This is a genomic window from Heyndrickxia sp. FW510-T9 (assembly GCF_058781025.1).
Genome location: NZ_JBYSWK010000001.1, coordinates 102,353 through 120,970, shown reverse-complemented (window position 1 = coordinate 120,970; position 18,618 = coordinate 102,353). Strand labels below are relative to the sequence as shown.

The 18,618-nt window shown below is 37.4% G+C and carries 14 protein-coding genes; 1 reads left to right on the top strand and 13 read right to left on the bottom strand.

Features of this window, described 5'->3' with window-relative positions; genetic code table 11:
* Positions 1–210 precede the first annotated feature (210 nt).
* The 6 genes from priA to AC3WJF_RS00560 form a co-directional block, all read right to left on the bottom strand.
* Positions 211–2,610 (bottom strand): primosomal protein N', encoded by a 2,400-nt coding sequence (gene priA, locus AC3WJF_RS00585; RefSeq protein ID WP_492449102.1) that lies wholly within the window; start codon positions 2,608–2,610, stop codon positions 211–213.
* Positions 2,597–3,817 (bottom strand): bifunctional phosphopantothenoylcysteine decarboxylase/phosphopantothenate--cysteine ligase CoaBC, encoded by a 1,221-nt coding sequence (gene coaBC / locus AC3WJF_RS00580; protein ID WP_492449100.1) that lies wholly within the window; start codon positions 3,815–3,817, stop codon positions 2,597–2,599. Before coaBC ends, priA begins: the two co-directional genes overlap by 14 nt.
* A 277-nt stretch (positions 3,818–4,094) precedes the next feature.
* A complete protein-coding gene (gene rpoZ / locus AC3WJF_RS00575; RefSeq protein WP_492449099.1) occupies positions 4,095–4,310 on the bottom strand; it encodes a DNA-directed RNA polymerase subunit omega in 216 nt (71 codons plus the stop codon).
* Between the two features lies 1 nt (position 4,311).
* The gene (gmk, locus tag AC3WJF_RS00570; RefSeq protein WP_492449286.1) at positions 4,312–4,926 is read right to left on the bottom strand and encodes a guanylate kinase; all 615 of its coding nucleotides are present in this window, start codon (positions 4,924–4,926) and stop codon (positions 4,312–4,314) included.
* 11 nt (positions 4,927–4,937) lie between these two features.
* Positions 4,938–5,201, bottom strand: coding sequence for an extracellular matrix/biofilm regulator RemA (gene remA, locus AC3WJF_RS00565; protein WP_492449097.1), 264 nt, complete (start codon positions 5,199–5,201; stop codon positions 4,938–4,940).
* 134 nt (positions 5,202–5,335) lie between these two features.
* Positions 5,336–8,014: a cation-translocating P-type ATPase gene (locus tag AC3WJF_RS00560; RefSeq protein ID WP_492449096.1), complete on the bottom strand. Its 2,679-nt coding sequence runs from the start codon at positions 8,012–8,014 to the stop codon at positions 5,336–5,338.
* Between the two features lie 250 nt (positions 8,015–8,264).
* Here AC3WJF_RS00560 and AC3WJF_RS00555 point away from each other — a divergent pair, with 250 nt between their 5' ends.
* Positions 8,265–9,983 (top strand): Rqc2 family fibronectin-binding protein, encoded by a 1,719-nt coding sequence (locus tag AC3WJF_RS00555; protein ID WP_492449094.1) that lies wholly within the window; start codon positions 8,265–8,267, stop codon positions 9,981–9,983.
* A gap of 27 nt (positions 9,984–10,010) precedes the next feature.
* Here AC3WJF_RS00555 and pyrE read toward each other — a convergent pair whose 3' ends face one another.
* Genes pyrE through pyrC form a run of 7 tightly spaced genes read right to left on the bottom strand, consistent with a single transcriptional unit; the run spans position 10,011 to position 18,618 of the window.
* Entirely contained in the window at positions 10,011–10,640 is a 630-nt protein-coding gene (gene pyrE, locus AC3WJF_RS00550) for an orotate phosphoribosyltransferase (protein WP_492449092.1), read from the bottom strand.
* Between the two features lies 1 nt (position 10,641).
* The gene (gene pyrF / locus AC3WJF_RS00545; protein WP_492449091.1) at positions 10,642–11,352 is read right to left on the bottom strand and encodes an orotidine-5'-phosphate decarboxylase; all 711 of its coding nucleotides are present in this window, start codon (positions 11,350–11,352) and stop codon (positions 10,642–10,644) included.
* A complete protein-coding gene (locus AC3WJF_RS00540; protein ID WP_492449090.1) occupies positions 11,352–12,266 on the bottom strand; it encodes a dihydroorotate dehydrogenase in 915 nt (304 codons plus the stop codon). Before AC3WJF_RS00540 ends, pyrF begins: the two co-directional genes overlap by 1 nt.
* Positions 12,263–13,042, bottom strand: a complete 780-nt coding sequence (locus AC3WJF_RS00535) for a dihydroorotate dehydrogenase electron transfer subunit (protein WP_492449088.1) — start codon at positions 13,040–13,042, stop codon at positions 12,263–12,265. Before AC3WJF_RS00535 ends, AC3WJF_RS00540 begins: the two co-directional genes overlap by 4 nt.
* Positions 13,039–16,251, bottom strand: a complete 3,213-nt coding sequence (carB, locus tag AC3WJF_RS00530; protein WP_492449087.1) for a carbamoyl-phosphate synthase large subunit — start codon at positions 16,249–16,251, stop codon at positions 13,039–13,041. The genes AC3WJF_RS00535 and carB overlap by 4 nt, the downstream gene beginning before the upstream one ends.
* Complete coding sequence (locus AC3WJF_RS00525) at positions 16,244–17,335, bottom strand: carbamoyl phosphate synthase small subunit (RefSeq protein WP_492449086.1); 1,092 nt, start codon at positions 17,333–17,335, stop codon at positions 16,244–16,246. The genes carB and AC3WJF_RS00525 overlap by 8 nt, the downstream gene beginning before the upstream one ends.
* On the bottom strand, positions 17,332–18,618 hold the full coding sequence (gene pyrC / locus AC3WJF_RS00520) for a dihydroorotase (protein ID WP_492449085.1): 1,287 nt from the start codon (positions 18,616–18,618) through the stop codon (positions 17,332–17,334). Before pyrC ends, AC3WJF_RS00525 begins: the two co-directional genes overlap by 4 nt.

Here is an 18,618-nt window from a genome sequence, read left to right as displayed (position 1 = left end):
TGTTAGAATTCAAAAGCAAATTATAACGTGATTAAAATTCAAAACCCAATTCTAACCTGTTATTATTCGTAATCTGGTTTAAATCCTCACTTAGAATTAGTCTCGGGGCATCTTTTCTTAAAAAGGAAACCTATTCTTTAGGCGAATGAAGAAGCTTTTTAAGATTTTCTTTACAAAAGCAACAAAATTTAAAAAAAGATCCATATATTATTACATCATCATATAAGGATTGACATCTATCGAGATTGTTAGTCCTTCCGATTGTTTTTGATTGCTAAAATGTTCGAGAACTGAACGAAGATTTTTGGCTAAGTCTGGTTCCCGCTTGTATTTTATCAGACATTGATAACGATATCTATTATTTAATCGAGAAATAGGGGAAGTAACAGGACCTAAAATAATCGATTCCTCGGAAATTTTCGAGCGAATAAACTTAGTTATCTTCTCCGTAATCGCTACAACTTTCATTAGTTCTTCATGACTAACAGTTATTAATGCTAAATAATAGAATGGTGGATATGAGCCGATTTTTCGCATTATCATTTCTTGCTTATAAAAGCGATTATAGTCTTGTAACCCAGCTAATTCTATACTATAATGCTCCGGAGTGTACGTTTGAATAACGACTTCCCCTTCAAGCTCATGCCGCCCAGCTCTCCCACTCACTTGGGTTAATAGTTGAAATGTTTTTTCTGATGAGCGAAAATCTGGTAAATGTAACATCGTATCGGCACTTAGCACACCTACTAAAGTGATGTTAGGAAAGTCAAGACCCTTTGCAATCATTTGCGTTCCTAATAATATATCTGCTTTTCCTTCTTGAAATTGCTGCAACAATCTTTCATGCGCACCTTTCCTGCTCGTCGTATCAACATCCATTCGAATCACTCTTGCCTCAGGTATAAGTTTGCCAAGTTCCTCTTCTACCTTTTGTGTACCCGTTCCAAAATAACGAATATGCTCACTACTACAGTCTGGACATGTTTTTGGTACAAGTGCTTCATATCCACAGTAATGACATTTCATTTGGTTTGAATGACGATGATAAGTCAAGGAAATATCACAATTAGGGCACTGCATTACATAACCGCAGTCCCGGCACATGACAAAAGATGAATGTCCACGCCGATTTAAAAATAAAACGGATTGCTGTTTATTCTCAAGGCGATCTTGCAGCATTGAAAATAATTCACGTGAAAAAATAGAACGATTCCCTTCCCTTAGCTCTTCTCTCATATCTACGATTGAAACCTTTGGCAAATCTTTATTATTCATCCTTCTAGTCATAGATAGGAGTGTGTATACACCTTTTTGCGCTCTAGCAAATGATTCAAGGGAAGGGGTTGCACTCCCAAGAATAACAGGACATCTATGGTAGTTCCCTCGAAAAATAGCGACATCACGTGCGTGGTACCTAGGATTCTCCTCTTGTTTGTAGCTCGTTTCATGTTCTTCGTCAATAATAATGATTCCGAGCTTTTCAAAAGGTGCATAAATCGCAGACCTTGCGCCTACAACCACTTTCACTTCATTCCTTTGGATTTTTCTCCATTCATCATAATGCTCTCCCACCGATAATCCACTATGGAGGACTGCTACATCATCTCCAAATCTTCCTTTAAAACGGTGAACCATTTGCGGAGTTAAGGCAATTTCGGGAACAAGAACAATTGCTTCCTGACCGTTATCTATTACCTTTTGAATTGATTGCAAGTAAACTTCCGTTTTGCCGCTACCTGTAACTCCATATAAGAGGAATGTTTCGTGACGTTTTTCTTCTATAGAACGAATGATGGGACCTATTACTTGCTGCTGTTCATCTGTTAACTTAAGTGGTTCCGTCCGTTTAAACACTCTATCTTGATATGGATCCCGATATACTTCCTCGTTTTTTTCCAATAAATAACCTTTTTGTACTAAAGGGCGTACTGCTGGTAGTGTAGCTCCAGTTCCTTCAGTAATTTCATTTATAGTTAAACGATCCTTGCCAGTCGTCTTAAAATATTCTAATATACTTTTTTGTTTAACAGCGTTATTTGGGTAGTTAGATAGAAGATTTGTCAATTCATCCCATGAAATAAGAAGATGAAACGAACGAATCCATTTTTTATTCCCTTTGCTTTTGACAATATAGCGAACCTCAACATTCCCTTTTTTCACTTCTTTTTGTAACTGCTGTAGTACATTTCTTTCTTCCGCTTCTTCCCAAGTTATTTCATCTTTATGTCCAAATATTTCAAGTAAATTTGGATCTTGATTAATAAGGTGAAGACTTTTTTTATACTTTGCCTTCATTGCTGAAGGGAGCATTGCTTGGTATGCGGAAACTTTCAAGCATAATGTATTATCTGTAAGCCATTGTCCCAACTGTAATAATTCTTCATTTAAAACCGGTACTAGATCCAGAGGTTCTATGATTGCTTTTAATTTATTTGTTTCAGAATGGTTTTTAATACCAACAACAAACCCTTGAATGGAACGAGGCCCAAATGGTACGGTAACCCTTGTTCCTTCTTGAATACTGTCCTTCCATTGTTCCGGTATTAAATAATCATATGTTTTATCCGTACGCATTGTTGGAACATCAACAATTACGCTAGCTATTTGCATTTCCCTTAACTCCTTCTTTCAAATCCTTGTGTATCTCTAATAAAATTTCTCTAGCAGTTTGGTTTTTGCTTAATAGCGGCAGTTCCTTCTTTTCATAATTCTTTTTAAAAATAGTAACAATATTTGTGTCCCCTTCAAAACCAGCGCCTTCCTTGCTTACATCATTAGCAACGATCATATCTGCATTTTTTCGTTCTAATTTACCCCAAGCATACTCATCCAGTTTCTCAGTTTCGGCTGCAAAACCTACTAAAAACGGCTTGTCCTCTTTCTTACCAAGTTCAAATAAAATATCTTTCGTTCTTTCGAATTCAATGAATAAATTTCCAGTTTTTTTCTTCAGTTTTTGTTTAGAAGCTTCCTTTGGTCGGTAATCTGCCACGGCTGCACTTTTTATAATAATGGTTGCTTGTTTATAATTCTCCATAACCGTGCGATACATATCCTCAGCACTAATAATTTTTTCAACCTGTACACCTCTTGGTATAGAGGTAAATTCAACATTAGTAATTAGTATTACATTTGCACCCATTTTCACAGCTTCTTCCGCAAGGGCATACCCCATTTTGCCGGAGGAGCGATTCGTTAAATACCGGACAGGGTCAATCATTTCTTTTGTCGGTCCAGCAGTTATGAGGATTGTATGACCGGCTAACAAATTATTATTAGAGTGAAAGTAATTTGTGATTAGAGAAACAATCTTCTCGGGTTCTTCCAATCTGCCTTTTCCGACATACCCACAAGCTAAAAAACCTTCATTCGGTTCAACAAATTGATATCCAAAACCTGCAAGAGTTTCAATATTATTGATTACAGCGGGATGATTATACATATGTACATTCATAGCAGGCGCAATCCAGACAGAAGCAGTTGTCGCCAATAAAGTTGTGGTGATCATGTCATCTGCAATTCCATTTGCTAATTTTCCTATCACATTCGCAGTTGCAGGAGCAACTATACTTAAGTCCGCCCAATCCGCTAAATCAATATGGGCGATCACTTCCGGATGCTTTTCATCAAAAGTATCAATATAAACATCATTTCTAGATAGTGCCTGGAATGTTAATGGAGTGACAAACTGACATGCTGACTTAGACATAATTACTTTCACATTAGCTCCAGATTGAATTAATTTACTTGTCAATGCGGCTGCTTTATATACGGCAATTCCACCAGTGACACATAATAATATATTTTTATTTAACATGGTAACCTCCGAAATTTCTTAATTTCTGTCCAGCTACAGCACCTATCTTCTAGCAGATTTCTACTTCTTTTCTCTACGGTTAAGATCATCGTTTGTGAACTAACTCGCTGTTTTCCTTTAATTTTTCCTCGAAGACAATGAAGTTGAATTTGACACTTGAAAGTTCACTCATTCATAAGCTAGGGCTACGGCAATTCTGCTTTTCTTTCTATTATGAAGTATTTATGATCATGTTAAAAGAAAAAACAACCTATTATTTGATAGGTTGTTTCATAGCTTAACCTTGTATGTTATCATCATTAGTGTTGATGACCAATTTCTTCGCATAAATTTCTTCTAATGCTTTTCCCACATACTTTTGAGAAACAAAGTCATTTAATAAACCGCCGCCGCCAACTTCCTGAAGATTACGTGCACGCTTTGCAGCAACTGTTACTAAAGAATACTTTGAATCAATAATTTTCAGCAATTCGTCAATAGATGGATATAACATACTATTCTACCTCCAGCATTTTTTGATATCTTGGTGCTACTCGGGTGGTTCTACAATGTTCCGCTTGCACAATTTCGTTAATTCGATTACATGCAGCTTCTACTTGATCATTTACAACAACATAATCATATAGGCTCATGAGTTCAATTTCTTTTCTTGCTTCTTTCATTCTATTTTGGATTAACTCATCCGTTTCAGTACCTCTCGTTACAATCCTAGATTGTAACTCATTTAAGCTTGGTGGTGCAAGGAAAATAAAAAGCCCTTCGGGAAACTTTTCCCTTACTTGTTTCGCACCTTGTACTTCAATTTCTAAGAAAACATCCTTTCCAGCATCTAATGTCTCTCTAACATAATCAACTGGGGTTCCGTAATAGTTACCAACGTATTCAGCATACTCCAATAATTTATCTTGAGCAATTAATTCCTCGAATTCAGCCCTCGATTTAAAAAAATAATCTACTCCATTTACTTCCCCAATACGTGGTTTTCGAGTAGTCATGGAAATAGAGTATTCAAACTGAGTATTACCTTGAGAAAATATTGCCTTTCTTACAGTTCCCTTTCCAACGCCTGACGGACCGGAAAGAACAATTAATAAACCTTTTTCCTTCATCAAAAAAAATCCTACCCTTCTTCTCCATTGTCATCCTTATAACTTAACCGATGAGCTACTGTTTCAGGCTGTACCGCAGACAGTATAACATGATCACTATCCATTATAATAACAGCTCTCGTTCTTCTCCCATATGTAGCATCAATTAGATTTCCGCGGTCTCTTGCGTCTTGAACTAGACGCTTTATTGGTGCTGATTCCGGACTTACAATGGAAATCATCCTGTTGGCTGATACAATATTGCCAAAACCAATATTAATTAGCTTAATAGACATAACAATCCCCCAACAACTAATAATCTATTTTGACCTTATCAAAAAGGAAATAATCAATTCTATTGTAAATTTCGAATCTGTAGAAAAAAAGAAGTAACAGGATAATCCTATTACTTCTACTATTGTAGCATAGTTTACTCTTTTTTTCTCATAAAAAGTGAACCTGCTAACATAAATGTTGGTATCGAGCTCATTCCTACGATTAATAACCAATCCCTCGGAATGATTGGGATAGTGTGAAAAATCGGTTGAAGGGATGGAATATAGATAACAGCAAGCATTAATATCACTGACGAAAGAACTGCTCCCACAAGAAATAAATTACCAAATGGATTCCTAGCAAAAATCGATCGTTCACTCCTGCAATCAAATACATGAATAAGCTGGGCTAACACTAAAGTCGCAAAAGCGATAGTTTGAGCATATGCCAAATTATCAAGATGCTGTCGGTAAACGGTTATAAAAGCAATAATTGTTGCAATTCCAATTAAAAAACCACGTGAAATTACTTTCCAGCCTAATCCTCTTGCAAATACACCTTCTTTTGGATGCCGCGGTTTACGTTTCATCACATTATCTTCAGGCTGATCAAGTCCAAGAGCCATTGCCGGAAGACCATCCGTAACTAAATTCACCCATAAGATTTGAATTGGCACCATTGGTAATGGCAAGGAAAGAGTCATCGCAAATAGCATGACCAAAATTTCCCCTACATTTGAAGCAAGTAAATAACGGATAAATTTACGAATATTTTCGTAAATATTTCTTCCTTCCTTAATTGCTGCTTTTATTGTTGCGAAATTATCATCTAATAGAATTAAGGAAGAAGATTCTTTCGCAACATCTGTTCCAGTTATACCCATCGCAATTCCGATATCAGCTGATTTTATCGCTGGAGCATCATTAACACCATCACCGGTCATAGCAACAATATGTCCCCTATTTTGAAATGCCTTTACAATTTTTAATTTATGCTCAGGTGATACTCTTGCAAAAACTGTCACTTCATCGACAATATTTTCAAGTTCGTCAACACTCATTTTATTAAGTGATTGGCCATCCAGTACTTTTGAATTATTTTGGATAATCCCAAGTTGCTTAGCAATAGCCTTTGCTGTAATAACATGATCACCTGTAATCATCACGGTTTTTATTCCAGCTTCTTTGCACTCTTTGATTGCCTGTTTTACTTCTTGCCTTGGTGGATCAATCATCCCCTGTAAACCTATAAAAGTTAAATCTTTTTCGGCTTCTTCCTCACTTAACATTTCTATATGATTCGGTAACGGCTTAAAAGCAATTGCAATATTTCTTAAAGCCTTTTCCGCAAGCTCTTCAATAATAGTTTGGGTCTTTTCCATGTATTCTGAGTTAAAATATACTTGCCTGCCTTCCCAAAGAACAGATTCGCAAAGTCCGATTAATACATCTGGTGCGCCTTTTGTAATAACAAATCTGCGATTAATATTATCTTTCACGATAACACTCATCATTTTCCGATTTGAATCAAATGGAAATTCCTTTTCAATTGTAAATTGACTTTGTAACGATTCCCTTGTTAATCCTGCTTTCATTGCTGATACTAGCAGTGCACCGTCAGTTGGATCTCCATCAAGGTAAAAATCTTTTTCTCTTATTTTTAATTCAGCGTGATTGCAAAGCAATCCAAAAGTTAATAATTGATATAAACTTTTTTCATTTTGGGGTTTTATTTCATTCTCATGAAAATAAAATCCCCCCTCTGGATAATAACCAGTCCCCGAAACACTCCATAACTTACCTCCGCTCCAAACATGCGTAACCGTCATTTTATTTTGAGTCATCGTCCCGGTTTTATCGGAACAAATAACAGATGCACACCCTAATGTTTCTACCGCAGGAAGCTTTCTTACAATCGCATTTTTCCTGATCATTCGCTGAACCCCAAGCGAAAGTGCAACAGTAACGATTGCTGGTAGTCCTTCTGGAATAGCTGCAACCGCAAGGGAAACACCAGCTAAAAACATCGAATACAAATCATGACCATGGACAACTCCTACAACTACCACCAATAAAGTAAGAAGCAGTGCAACAATGATGAGTATTTTTCCTAACTGTTCTAGCCTTCTTTGTAAGGGTGTTTCCATTACATCTGCATTTTGAATCATATGAGCAATTTCGCCCATTGCTGTTTTCATACCAATCCCAGTTACAATTCCAATCCCATTTCCCCTCGTGACCATCGTACCCATGAATGCCATATTACTCAAATCACCTAGGCCAACATCTTTTTTCATAATAATTCCTATATTTTTTGTTGAAGGAATCGATTCGCCCGTTAAAGCGGATTCCTCAATTTCCAAATTATTAGACTCAACTATTCGTAAATCTGCACCTACTCGATCACCAGATGTAAATCGCAGAATATCCCCAACAACTACATCACGGGACATGATTTTTGTCCATTTCCCATCACGTAAGACCGAAACTTGAGGTGCCGACATTTCCTTCAGTGCTTGTAAAGATTTTTCAGCTTTTCTCTCCTGAAAATACCCCAAGAACCCATTAATTAATACAATTGCAATAATGGCGATTGCATCAATATACTCTCCTAAAAAACCGGATACAAGTGTTGCTCCAAGTAATACAAGCACCATAAAATCCTTAAACTGACTGAAAAAAAGCAGTAAGGCAGATTGCTTCTCTCCTTCCTCCAACTCATTCCAACCAAATTGTTTCCGCTTTTTTTCTACTTCTTTTAGTGTTAATCCAAGTTTAACATTAGTGTTTAAAACCTTTGCCACGTCACTAGCTTTCATTTCATGGAACATCATTCAAATCACACTCTCCCCTAACAGAACAGAAGTTGTCTTTTTCTTTATTTGTGTTCATTAAAAATAAGAAATGTGATGGGTTCTTTCATCCCAACATGAGGGTATTAATCTAGAAAGTTTATTGTCTTAGACGAGTATATAAGGATTAGACTTTTCTTTTTGAACAACCTCTCCTAGCAAGCATATTCAGACTCGTCCAAAAAAATGATATAATAAGCTAATAAAAATTATTGGTAGAGGAATGTTTATTATGTCTTTTGACGGATTATTCACAAGAGCAATGACGAAGGAGCTTGTAGATATTTTACAGGGGGGCCGAATTAACAAAATTCATCAGCCTTTTAAGAATGAACTTATTTTGGTTATTCGCGCAGGTGGAACTAATTATAAATTATTACTTTCAGCACATCCAAGCCATTCTCGAGTTCAACTTACAGAGGAGCAATATGACAATCCATCTGAGCCACCAATGTTTTGTATGCTATTAAGAAAACATCTTGAAGGCTATACCATTGAAAAAATGGAACAAATCGGTTTAGATCGCATTATTGTTTTTGAAATTAAGGGTAGAAACGAAATAGGAGATATTTCATATAAAAAATTGTATGTTGAAATTATGGGCAGACATAGCAATATTATTTTAGTAGACCAAGAACGCAACATGATTTTGGATAGTATTAAGCATGTGTCTGCAGCTGTTAATAGCTATCGCATTGTTCTTCCAGGTGTAGAATATAAGCTCCCTCCAGAACAAAATAAAACGAATCCTTTATCGACTACCGAAAGTGATATTCAGAGAGTAATTGATTTTAATAGTGGGAAACTTGATAAGCAGCTTGTCGGACAATTTTCTGGAATATCACCATTGCTTAGTACTGAAATTATACACAGGGCGAAAATAGCAAACCGGGAAACATTACCTCCTGCTTTCCACAACATCATATCGTTGCTCAATAATCATCAATATGAGCCGACTATAATGATAAGTAAAGAAAAAGAAAACTATTATCTCTTTCCAATTACATATTTAAATGCAGAGATGAAGACATTTCCAACATTAAGTGTCATGCTTGATCATTTTTATTTTGGAAAAGCAGAAAGAGATAGGGTTAAACAACAAGCTCATGATCTTGAACGTTTTATAAAAAATGAAATTGCAAAAAATGAAACGAAAATCAAGAAGCTAACAAATACCTTACAGGAAGCAAAAAATGCAGATCGATTTCAATTATTTGGTGAGCTTTTGACTGCAAATCTTTATTTGTTAACAAAAGGGATGCACGAAATTGAAGTCGTCAATTATTACGATGAAAATGGAAAAACAGAAATAATCCCATTAGATCCGAGAAAAACACCGTCTGAAAATGCACAAATTTTCTTCTCTAAATACCAGAAAGCGAAAAATGCTTTAATTGTAGTACAAGAACAAATCGAAAAGGCTCAAAATGAGATAGTGTATTTTGAAAATTTACTACAGCAAATTGAATCGGCAGCACCGAGAGATATTGAGGAGATTCGCCAAGAATTAGCTGAAGAGGGCTATTTGAAAATAAAACAAAAAAGAAGGCAAAAAGTTAAAACCGCAAAAATTTCTTTAGAAAAATATTTTTCTAAAGATGAGACAGAGATTTTAGTAGGAAAAAATAATAAGCAAAATGATTATTTAACGAATAAACTAGCAGCAAGAGATGAGATATGGCTGCATACGAAAGATATTCCTGGTTCACATGTTGTGATTCGCAGTAAAGATCCTGCGGATGAAACAATCCTTGAAGCGGCTGTACTTGCTGCCTACTATAGCAAAGCCAAAGATTCAAGCTCTGTACCTGTAGATTTTACAAAGGTCCGCTATGTCAAAAAACCTGCAGGATCTAAGCCTGGTTTTGTTACATATGAACATCAACAAACCGTTTATGTTACTCCAAATAGCGAAAAAGTAATGGAAATGAAAAAAAGTCAAAAGGCATAATGTTCATTGCCTTTTGACTTTTTCCTTTTAGGCAAAAGTTCCCCAAGAACTAGGGTCTTTACGCCAAGCATTTAAAGCATCCAAATGATTTTCGTTAATGATGTTTCTTTCCAATGCCACATGTAAGAGAGTGGAGAAATTTGTTAAGGAATAATGTTGGATGTCATTTTCAGCTAATTGCAGTTTTCCTTTTTCCAGTTCATATGTAAAAATAGATACTACCCCAACAACATCACATCCTGCATCACGCAAAGCTTGAACAGCTGTTATGACACTGCCCCCTGTTGAGATTAAGTCCTCGACGACAACTACTCTCTGACCCTTCTCTACCTTCCCCTCGATTTGCTTTCCTTTTCCGTGACCCTTTGCCTTAGAACGTACATAGCACATTGGTAACTCCATTAAATCACTTACCCAAGCTGCATGAGGGATTCCAGCTGTTGCAGTTCCAGCAATGACATCAACATTCGGAAAATGGGTATTAATTTTTTCCGCTATAGCCTTTGCAATCTCTTTTCGCAAGTGAGGGTATGATAATGTTAAACGATTGTCACAGTAGATAGGTGATTTAATTCCAGAAGACCATGTAAATGGTTCATTAGGACTTAGGAAAACAGCTTCAATTTCAAGTAATTGCTGAACTAAATATTTATCCATTTTATTTTTCCTCCCAAATCTTCTTTATGCTCATATAAGTTTCATAAGGATGTTCTGACTTCGTTATAGATCTACCTATTACAATGGCACTTGATCCAAATTCACGGGCCATCGCAGGAGTCACAACCCGCTTTTGATCATTCACATCATCGTCTTGAAGTCTGATTCCAGGCGTTACTATCAAAAACGGATAAGCAATATGCTGATTAATTAATTTTGCTTCTAGCGCCGAACAAACTACCCCATCTAATCCGGAATCAAAAGTGAGTCTGGCATACTGAAGAATGGATTCATTCAAGGTAGTATTTATTAATTGTTCTTTCTTCATTTGCTCCTCAGATGTACTTGTCAGCTGTGTAACTGCAATTAATAGTGGGCGCTCTTTCCCGGATTCGGTACCTTCCTCTAAACCGGATAGAGCAGCCTTCATCATGCTAGTCCCACCGGTGGCATGTACGTTGACCATATCAACCCCTAATTTTGCCAACCCTTTCATCGCACTATACACGGTATTGGGGATATCATGAAGCTTTAAATCTAAAAAAATCTGATGTCCTCTATCTTTTATTTGTGCTATTAAACTTGGACCTGTTTGATAGTAAAGCTCCATTCCTACCTTTACATAAAGGGATTCCTCATTAAATTGGTTTAAGAAAGAAATTGTTTCTACTTCCGTTGGGAAATCAAGAGCTATAATCGGCTTAAAAGACATTAATTTTTCCAGCTCCTTCCGACAATTTGGGAAATATGGTCGATTTTTAATTCCTTTAATTTTTCAGGTAACTCATTAATTAATGTTGGACAAATAAGAGGATCTACAAAATTCGCAGTCCCTATCGCAACAGCACTTGCCCCAGCATAAAAATATTCGATACAATCATCAACATTTTGAATGCCGCCCATTCCAATAATCGGAATATTGACGTGCTGGCTTACTTCATAAATCATCCTTATCGCTACAGGCTTAATGGCTGGTCCCGATAATCCACCTGTTCGATTTGCAAGTATAGGCTTACCAGACCGGATATCAATCCTCATGCCTAGTAATGTGTTAATCATCGTTAGACCATCTGCCCCTGCATCTTCAACAGCTTTAGCCATTTCTACGATATTTGTCACATTTGGGGATAGTTTCACGTAAACAGGAACTTCGGATACATCCTTCACTTTTTTAGTTAAATCCTTGGCGACTTCGGAAATTGTTCCGAAAGCAATGCCCCCTGTTTTCACATTTGGACATGAAATATTCAGTTCCAGTGCTTTTACATTTTGGGCTTTGGAGATTTCCTTTGCTACTTCTACGTAGTCCTCGACTTGTGAACCTGCTACGTTTGCGATAATCGGAACATCAAATTTCTCCAGCCAAGGTAATTCATTTGTTAAAACTCCGTGTAGCCCTGGATTTTGCAAACCTATTGCATTCAGCATACCTGCTGGTGTCTCCGCTACCCTTGGCGTTTGATTCCCAAATCTCGTTTCAAAGGTAGTTGCCTTTATCATAATCGCACCAAGGACGCTCAAATCATAAAATTGACTATATTCTCTTCCGAACCCAAAACAACCAGATGCTGGCATAATGGGGTTTTTTAAAGAAAGACCAGGTAAATCTATTTGTAATGGATTCATATAATCACCTCTCCCATTTTAAAAACGGGTCCGTCACTGCAAACTTTTCGATATTTTTTCATAGTCGGATCGTTCGCCACATGACATACACAAGCTAAACAAGCCCCAATTCCACAGCCCATTCTCTGTTCCAAAGATATATAGCCTTTTTTCAAAGCAAACCTTTCTTCCAAAGCTCTTAACATCGGAAGCGGCCCACATGTATATAGACAATCAAAATCTATTTTTTCTTTTTCTATTACATCCGTAACAAACCCTTTTGTACCTAAGGATCCGTCTACAGTAGCTGTATAGGTTTTCCCTAATTTAGAGAATTGATCAAGATAAAACGATTTTTCGTCAGATTCAAACCCTAGGACATGGATTACTTCTACACCTTTGTTTCTTAACTGCAAAGATAGTTCATATAAAGGAGGGACCCCAATCCCTCCACCGACCAACAATGCAATTTGCCCTTTTACCAAATCATCCGTTGGAAAACCATTCCCTAATGGTCCCATCACATTTACTGTATCATCGTTCCTTTTTTTGGCTAACAGGGAAGTTCCGTCTCCTTCTGCACGATAAATTAAAGTGATCGTTTGCAGTTCTTTATTTATTGCCGCAATACTAATCGGTCTCCTTAAAAGAGGTGCAACATGCTGGTGGACACGGATATGAACAAATTGCCCTGGTTGGTCCATTTCCTTAACAAGATCCCCTTTTAACGTAAGCTCATAAATATTGGATGCAATTAATTTTTGCGAAACAATTGTCATGTCCTCTTGTCTGATCATGCAAGTACACTCTCTTTCTCCCTTTGTACAGGAGCCATTTGTTCTGTTGAAAATGTCATTGATTCTAACACTCTTAAAATGGCTTCAGCTGTATCCAATGATGTTAGACAAGGAATTCCGTTTTCTACTGCCTCCCTGCGAATGCGGAAGCCATCACGTTCAGGCTGCTTGCCTTTTGTTAATGTATTAATCACAAGCTGTACCTTGCCAGTTTTGATTACATCAAGAAGGTTTTCCCCATCGGAGCCGATTTTGTCGACAATATCCACTTTTATTCCGTTTTCCTTCATAAAGCTCGCTGTTCCACTTGTAGCAAGTAGTGTATAACCGATATTAGCAAATCGTTTTGCAAGCTCAAGGCTTTCTTTTTTATCCTTATCTGCTACCGTTAAGAGAACCGTACCGTAGTTTTGAATTTTCATCCCCGCTGCAACTAGACCCTTGTATAATGCTTTTTCCAAGGTTGTATCTTTCCCCATTACTTCTCCCGTTGATTTCATTTCTGGACCAAGTGTAATATCCACTCTTCTAAGCTTCGCAAAGGAGAAAACAGGAACTTTTACAAATACACCATTCATTTCTGGCACTAATCCAGTTCCATAATGTAAGTCAGATAATGGGATTCCTAATATTACTTTTGTCGCCAGATTTGCCATCGGTATGTTTGTAATCTTACTTAAAAACGGTACTGTCCTACTTGATCTCGGATTAACTTCTATAACATAGAGTTCATCTCCTGATATAACGTATTGAATGTTCAGCAATCCAATTATTTTTAATCCCTTTGCAAGCTTCGTCGTATATTCGACAATTTTTTCTTTCATTTTCAAGGAAATACTTTGTGATGGATACACTGCTATGGAGTCTCCTGAATGGACCCCTGCCCTCTCAATATGCTCCATGATCCCTGGGATTAATACATTTTGGCCGTCAGAAATGGCATCCACTTCGATTTCCTTTCCTATCAAATAGCGATCCACAAGGACTGGATGTTCAGGATTTACCTTCACTGCATTTGTCATATAATGAATTAACTCTTCTTCATGGTAGACAATTTCCATTGCACGTCCTCCGAGAACATAAGATGGACGCACTAGAACCGGATATCCGATTTCACTTGCAATTTTAACTGCTTCTTCTACCGAAAATGCAGTTTTTCCTAAAGGTTGAGGAATATTAAGTTCCATTAACGCCCGCTCAAATTTGTCACGATCCTCCGCTTGATCAAGACTTTCTAGGGATGTTCCCAGTATTTTCACTCCGCGCTCTACTAAAGATTGTGCTAGATTAATTGCTGTTTGACCACCAAATTGGACGATAACCCCTTCTGGTTTTTCTAAATCGACAATGTGCATAACATCCTCAATTGTAAGAGGTTCAAAATATAATTTATCCGATATACTAAAGTCAGTAGAGACGGTTTCTGGATTATTATTGATGATAATTGCTTCATAACCCGTTTCTTGAATAGCCCATACAGAATGGACGGTTGCATAATCGAATTCCACACCTTGCCCGATTCGAATTGGTCCAGATCCAAGTACGATCACACTTTTCCGATCTGTTATAACAGATTCATTCTCTTCTTCATATGTTCCGTAATAATATGGGGTTTCCGATTCAAATTCTGCTGCACATGTGTCTACCATTTTATAAACAGGCAATAGTTGATTATCTTTTCTCCAGTTGTAAATGTCTTTTTCTGATACATTCCACAATTTCGCAAGAATATAGTCTGAAAAACCACGTTTTTTTGCTTCCAGCGCTAATTCGACATTGTACGGTGCTTGTTGTAACGTAGTTTCAAATTGAATCATCTTTTCGATTTTATTCAGGAAGAATAAATCGATTTTAGACCAAGCATGTATCTCATCGATGGTAACTCCTCTTCTTATCGCCTCGGCAATATAGAAGAGTCTCTCATCTCCTGCTTTTCTGATTCGTTTTTCGATTACTGCCAAATCAAATTTTTCCGCATCCGGAAGCTCTATATGATATACATTGCTCTCTAAAGAACGAATTGCTTTTAATATAGATTCTTCGAAGTTTCTCCCGATAGCCATTACTTCCCCTGTCGCCTTCATTTGTGTTCCAAGGTGGCGATTAGCGGATTCGAATTTATCAAATGGGAAGCGAGGAATCTTTGTTACTACATAATCAAGTGCAGGCTCAAAGCAAGCATATGTTTTTCCAGTTACAGGATTCATGATTTCATCTAGTGTTAAACCGACTGCGATTTTCGCAGCCAGTTTTGCAATCGGATAGCCGGTTGCCTTGGAAGCAAGGGCAGATGATCTGCTGACACGCGGATTAACCTCAATAATATAGTATTGGAAGCTATTTGGATCTAATGCAAGCTGAACATTACAACCTCCTTCGATCCCTAAAGCTCTAATAATCTTTAAAGATACATTTCGGAGCATATGATATTCGCGATCACTTAAGGTTTGACTCGGTGCCACTACGATAGAATCCCCTGTATGTACCCCTACAGGGTCAATATTTTCCATGTTACAAACAACAATTGCATTATCGTTTGCATCACGCATTACTTCATATTCAATTTCTTTATATCCCGCAATACTTTTTTCTATTAGACATTGATTTACTGGACTATTTTTCAATCCGCTCGTAACAATTTCTTCTAAATCTTGTTTATTTTCACAAATACCACCACCAGTTCCACCTAATGTATATGCTGGTCTAACAATGATAGGATAGCCAATTTTATCTACAAAAGCACTTGCTTCCTCTAATGTATGAACTATTTCACTTGCTGGTACTGGCTCTTGTAAATCATTCATTAGCTGACGGAAAAGTTCTCTGTCTTCTGCTTGCTCAATAGCAGTTAGTCTTGTTCCTAAAATCTCCACTTTGCATTCTTCCAATATTCCCGCTTTATGAAGCTCCATTGCCATATTTAGTCCCGTCTGTCCCCCTAAGGTGGGCAGAATGGCATCTGGTCTTTCTTTTCGGATGATCCGGCTCACAAATTCAAGCGTAAGTGGTTCAATATAGACAACATCAGCAATTTCTGTATCCGTCATAATGGTTGCCGGATTGGAGTTTACAAGGATAACGCGATATCCTTCTTCTTTTAATGCCAGACAGGCTTGTGTCCCTGCATAATCAAATTCTGCTGCTTGACCGATGATGATCGGACCTGATCCGATTACTAATATACTGTTTATGTCTGTACGTTTAGGCATGATGCTTCACACTACCTTTCCACTGATCGATTTGTTTTAAGAATTCGTCAAAAAGTTCATTAGAATCTTCCGGCCCTGGTGAAGCTTCCGGATGGTACTGGACTGTAAATGCACTATATTTCGTATGTTTAAGACCTTCTACCGTCTGATCATTTAAATTAATCTGGGTAATCTCCAAATCTGTTTGTTTTATAGATGCTTCATCGACGGCATATCCGTGGTTTTGAGAAGTAAAGACCACTTTACCTGAGCATAAATCTTTAACTGGATGATTTGCTCCACGATGACCAAATTTCAATTTATATGTGTCAGCGCCACATGCTAGAGCAAATAATTGATGGCCTAAACAGATTCCGAATAAAGGAACTTTCCCTAATAAATCACGAACCATCTTAATAGCCTCTGGTACATCTTTTGGATCTCCAGGTCCATTGGATAGCATTACTCCATCTGGATGGAGAGAAAGTATTTCCTCTGCAGCTGTATGATATGGCACAACCGTTACATCACAATCACGATTATTTAATTCTCTTAAAATACCATGTTTCGATCCGAAATCTACTAGAACAACTTTATGCCCCCTTCCCGGACTTGGATAAGGATTTTTAGTAGATACTTGTTTTACTTGATCTGTAGGAAGTTCCAATTGTTTCAAACGTCCGATGATTTCTTCCGGGTTTTCTTTAATGGAACAAATGGCACCCTTTAATGTTCCATATTTGCGAATAATGCGAGTTAGCTTACGCGTATCAATTCCCTCAATACCAGGAATGCCTTTACTTTGTAAGAACTCATGAATGCTCATATCACTTCGCCAATTTGATGGGTAAGTAGCCGCTTCCTTTACAATAAGCCCTTTAATGGCAGGCTTAATAGATTCAAAGTCTTCTCTATTAACGCCGTAATTACCGATTAAAGGATAAGTTAACGTTACAATTTGGCCGCAAAAGGAAGGATCCGTAATCGTTTCTTGATATCCAGTCATCCCTGTTGTAAAAACAACTTCACCCACTGTTTCAATTTCGCTTCCAAATGCATTCCCTACTAATACTGTTCCATCTTCCAAAATTAATTGTCTTTTCATGCAAAAGCACCTCCGATAGACCACTTTATTTCTCCATCAACAAATGTTGCGACTGGCCATCCTTTACAGTTCCAGTTAGTAAATGGCGTGTTTTTGCCTTTTGATAAAAATTCCAATGGGTCAATTGTTTTTTCGCTCTGTAAATCTAGTAAAACAATATCTGCTTTACTGCCAATCTTTAATGTTCCAAATGGCAGCTTAAAACTTTCCGCTGGATTAATTGTTAACCAATCGACTAGCTGTTTTAATGTAAAAATCCCTTTTTCTACAAAATTTGTATAAAGCAGCGGAAAGGCTGTTTCTAATCCAACAATTCCAAATGGCGCTGACACGTATCCTCTTGCTTTCTCTTCTGCTGTATGCGGGGCATGATCTGTTGCAATAAAATCAATGGTTCCATCTAATAACCCATTGATTAATGCTTTTTGGTCCTCTTTCCCTCTTAGCGGCGGGTTCATTTTATAATTTGTATCTATAGATGGGATATCTTCATCACAAAGCAATAGGTGATGCGGTGTGACTTCTGCCGTTACCTTAATCCCTGCCTTCTTTGCATCTCTTACCACTCTGACAGATTCTTTTGTACTAATATGGCAGACATGATAGTGACAGCCTGATGCTTCAGCAAGCAAAACATCTCTGGCTATTTGCACCGACTCACATATGGAAGGAATTCCAGGAATATCATGTTTTTTTGTGAACTCACCTTCGTGAAATGCACCTCCATAAATAAGCGAGTTATCTTCACAATGGGCAACAATTGCCATATCAAGTGCAGCTGCCCGTTTCATTGCTTCGTGCATAACAGAAGATGTTTGAACTCCCACTCCATCATCTGTAAAGGCAAATGCACCTGCTCTTTTTAATCCGGCAAAATCAGTCAGTTCCACACCTGCTTGGTTCATGGTAATTGATGCGTAGGGGAGTACTCGGACATTAGCGGTCTCCATGATACGTTTTTGCAACCATTCCATCTGTTCCATGGTGTCTGGCACCGGTTTTGTATTGGGCATTGGAGCAACCGTGGTAAATCCGCCTTTTGCAGCTGCTAATGTACCTGTTTCTATGGTTTCTTTATGCTCTCCACCCGGTTCGCGGAGATGAATATGTAAATCGAGGAATCCTGGTGTGACGAGATACTGATCTGCAACTATTTTCTGTTCACCTTGGGTTTCTAAATGAATACCGATTTCTGCAATTTTTCCATCCATTATCCGAATATCTGTTTTTTGTAATTCTCCGTTTTCCGTTAAGATCATTCCATTTTTAAGTAAATAATTCAT

Excerpts from the sequence above, each read along its gene's own strand:
- priA (WP_492449102.1), bottom strand. The coding sequence starts at position 2,610 with ATGCAAATAGCTAGCGTAATTGTTGATGTTCCAACAATGCGTACGGAT.
- coaBC (WP_492449100.1), bottom strand. The coding sequence starts at position 3,817 with ATGTTAAATAAAAATATATTATTATGTGTCACTGGTGGAATTGCCGTA.
- rpoZ (WP_492449099.1), bottom strand. The coding sequence starts at position 4,310 with ATGTTATATCCATCTATTGACGAATTGCTGAAAATTATTGATTCAAAG.
- gmk (WP_492449286.1), bottom strand. The coding sequence starts at position 4,926 with ATGAAGGAAAAAGGTTTATTAATTGTTCTTTCCGGTCCGTCAGGCGTT.
- remA (WP_492449097.1), bottom strand. The coding sequence starts at position 5,201 with ATGTCTATTAAGCTAATTAATATTGGTTTTGGCAATATTGTATCAGCC.
- AC3WJF_RS00560 (WP_492449096.1), bottom strand. The coding sequence starts at position 8,014 with ATGATGTTCCATGAAATGAAAGCTAGTGACGTGGCAAAGGTTTTAAAC.
- AC3WJF_RS00555 (WP_492449094.1), top strand. The coding sequence starts at position 8,265 with ATGTCTTTTGACGGATTATTCACAAGAGCAATGACGAAGGAGCTTGTA.
- pyrE (WP_492449092.1), bottom strand. The coding sequence starts at position 10,640 with ATGGATAAATATTTAGTTCAGCAATTACTTGAAATTGAAGCTGTTTTC.
- pyrF (WP_492449091.1), bottom strand. The coding sequence starts at position 11,352 with ATGTCTTTTAAGCCGATTATAGCTCTTGATTTCCCAACGGAAGTAGAA.
- AC3WJF_RS00540 (WP_492449090.1), bottom strand. The coding sequence starts at position 12,266 with ATGAATCCATTACAAATAGATTTACCTGGTCTTTCTTTAAAAAACCCC.
- AC3WJF_RS00535 (WP_492449088.1), bottom strand. The coding sequence starts at position 13,042 with ATGATCAGACAAGAGGACATGACAATTGTTTCGCAAAAATTAATTGCA.
- carB (WP_492449087.1), bottom strand. The coding sequence starts at position 16,251 with ATGCCTAAACGTACAGACATAAACAGTATATTAGTAATCGGATCAGGT.
- AC3WJF_RS00525 (WP_492449086.1), bottom strand. The coding sequence starts at position 17,335 with ATGAAAAGACAATTAATTTTGGAAGATGGAACAGTATTAGTAGGGAAT.
- pyrC (WP_492449085.1), bottom strand. The coding sequence starts at position 18,618 with ATGAATTATTTACTTAAAAATGGAATGATCTTAACGGAAAACGGAGAA.